This is a genomic window from Sporosarcina sp. P20a (genome assembly GCF_002743175.1).
Classification (GTDB): Bacteria; Bacillota; Bacilli; order Bacillales_A; family Planococcaceae; genus Sporosarcina.
Genome location: NZ_PDYT01000047.1, coordinates 1 through 3045, shown reverse-complemented (window position 1 = coordinate 3045; position 3045 = coordinate 1). Strand labels below are relative to the sequence as shown.

Sequence of the window (3045 nt, the reverse complement as noted above, 5' to 3'; positions counted from 1 at the left end):
CGAATCGCATGTATGCGATTCAAGCAATCTTTTTAACCTTCTGATTCCTATCGCTAGGATGAAGTTGGACCTTTTATAGGTTAAGTTAGAAAGGGCGCACGGCGGATGCCTTGGCACTAGGAGCCGATGAAGGACGGCACTAACACCGATATGCTTCGGGGAGCTGTAAGTGAGCTTTGATCCGAAGATTTCCGAATGGGGAAACCCACTGTCCATAATGGGACAGTACGTGTATGTGAATACATAGCATACTCGTGGCACACCCGGAGAACTGAAACATCTAAGTACCCGGAGGAAGAGAAAGAAACATCGATTCCCTTAGTAGCGGCGAGCGAAACGGGAAGAGCCCAAACCAAGAAGCTTGCTTCTTGGGGTTGTAGGACACTCTATACGGAGTTACAAAGGAATGTGTTAGATGAAGCGATCTGGAAAGATCCGCAAAACAGGGTAATAGCCCCGTAGTCGAAAGCACATTCTCTCCAGAGTGGATCCTGAGTACGGCGGAACACGTGAAATTCCGTCGGAATCCGGGAGGACCATCTCCCAAGGCTAAATACTCCCTAGTGACCGATAGTGAACCAGTACCGTGAGGGAAAGGTGAAAAGCACCCCGGAAGGGGAGTGAAATAGATCCTGAAACCGTGCGCTTACAAATTGTCAGAGCCCGTTAATGGGTGATGGCGTGCCTTTTGTAGAATGAACCGGCGAGTTACGATTCCATGCAAGGTTAAGCTGAGAAAGCGGAGCCGCAGCGAAAGCGAGTCTGAATAGGGCGAATCAGTATGGGGTCGTAGACCCGAAACCAGGTGATCTACCCATGTCCAGGGTGAAGGTCAGGTAACACTGACTGGAGGCCCGAACCCACGTATGTTGAAAAATGCGGGGATGAGGTGTGGGTAGCGGTGAAATTCCAATCGAACCTGGAGATAGCTGGTTCTCTCCGAAATAGCTTTAGGGCTAGCCTCAAACGAAAGAATCTCGGAGGTAGAGCACTGTTTGGACGAGGGGCCCATCCCGGGTTACCGAATTCAGACAAACTCCGAATGCCGATGATTTATGTTTGGGAGTCAGACAGTGGGTGATAAGATCCATTGTCGAGAGGGAAACAGCCCAGACCACCAGCTAAGGTCCCCAAGTATCTGTTAAGTGGAAAAGGATGTGGCGTTGCCCAGACAACCAGGATGTTGGCTTAGAAGCAGCCATCATTTAAAGAGTGCGTAATAGCTCACTGGTCGAGTGGCGCTGCGCCGAAAATGTACCGGGGCTAAACAGATCACCGAAGCTGTGGATTGACCTTAGGGTCAATGGTAGGAGAGCGTTCCAAGGGCGTTGAAGCTAGACCGGAAGGACTGGTGGAGCGCTTGGAAGTGAGAATGCCGGTATGAGTAGCGAAAGAAGGGTGAGAATCCCTTCCACCGAATGCCCAAGGTTTCCTGAGGAAGGCTCGTCCGCTCAGGGTTAGTCAGGACCTAAGTCGAGGCCGATAGGCGTAGACGATGGACAACAGGTTGATATTCCTGTACCACCTCCCCGCCGTTTGAGTAATGGGGGGACGCAGTAGGATAGGGTGAGCACACAGTTGGTTGTGTGTCTAAGCAGTGAGGTGGAGAACGAGGCAAATCCCGTTCTCATATAACACTAGGCTGTGATGGCGAGGAGATTTATCTCCAGAGTCCCTGATTTCACACTGCCAAGAAAAGCCTCTAGCGAGGCGGGAGGTGCCTGTACCGCAAACCGACACAGGTAGGCGAGGAGAGAATCCTAAGGTGATCGAGAGAACTCTCGTTAAGGAACTCGGCAAAATGACCCCGTAACTTCGGGAGAAGGGGTGCTCTGGTAGGGTGAATAGCCCGAGAGAGCCGCAGTGAATAGGCCCAGGCGACTGTTTAGCAAAAACACAGGTCTCTGCAAAATCGTAAGATGACGTATAGGGGCTGACGCCTGCCCGGTGCTGGAAGGTTAAGAGGAGGGGTTAGCGCAAGCGAAGCTCTGAATTGAAGCCCCAGTAAACGGCGGCCGTAACTATAACGGTCCTAAGGTAGCGAAATTCCTTGTCGGGTAAGTTCCGACCCGCACGAAAGGCGTAACGATCTGGGCACTGTCTCAACGAGAGACTCGGTGAAATTATAATATGCGTGAAGATGCGCATTACCCGCGACAGGACGGAAAGACCCCGTGGAGCTTTACTGTAGCCTGATATTGAATTCCGGTGCAGCCTGTACAGGATAGGTAGGAGCCTTGGATTCCGGAGCGCTAGCTTCGGAGGAGGCATTGGTGGGATACTACCCTGGCTGTATTGGACTTCTAACCCTTGCCCGTGATCCGGGCAGGAGACAGTGTCAGGTGGACAGTTTGACTGGGGCGGTCGCCTCCTAAAGAGTAACGGAGGCGCTCAAAGGTTTCCTCAGAATGGTTGGACATCATTCGCAGAGTGCAAAGGCATAAGGAAGCTTGACTGCGAGACCTACAAGTCGAGCAGGGTCGAAAGACGGACTTAGTGATCCGGTGGTTCCGCATGGAAGGGCCATCGCTCAACGGATAAAAGCTACCCCGGGGATAACAGGCTTATCTCCCCCAAGAGTCCACATCGACGGGGAGGTTTGGCACCTCGATGTCGGCTCGTCGCATCCTGGGGCTGTAGTCGGTCCCAAGGGTTGGGCTGTTCGCCCATTAAAGCGGCACGCGAGCTGGGTTCAGAACGTCGTGAGACAGTTCGGTCCCTATCCGTCGCGGGCGCAGGAAATTTGAGGAGAGCTGTCCTTAGTACGAGAGGACCGGGATGGACATACCGCTGGTGTACCAGTTGTCTTGCCAAAGGCATCGCTGGGTAGCTATGTATGGACGGGATAAATGCTGAAAGCATCTAAGCATGAAGCCCCCTTCAAGATGAGATTTCCCATTACGCAAGTAAGTAAGATCCCTCAAAGATGATGAGGTGGATAGGTCTGGGGTGTAAGTACGGCGACGTATGTAGCTGACAGATACTAATCGATCGAGGACTTAACCTATTTTAAAAAGTAGTTACTTGAACTACACCAATGTCTTT

At 52.0% G+C, this 3045-nt stretch carries 1 rRNA gene; it reads left to right on the top strand.

Features of this window, described 5'->3' with window-relative positions:
* Positions 1-78 precede the first annotated feature (78 nt).
* Positions 79-3007 (top strand): 23S ribosomal RNA (locus tag CSV72_RS16435).
* Positions 3008-3045: the final 38 nt, after the last annotated feature.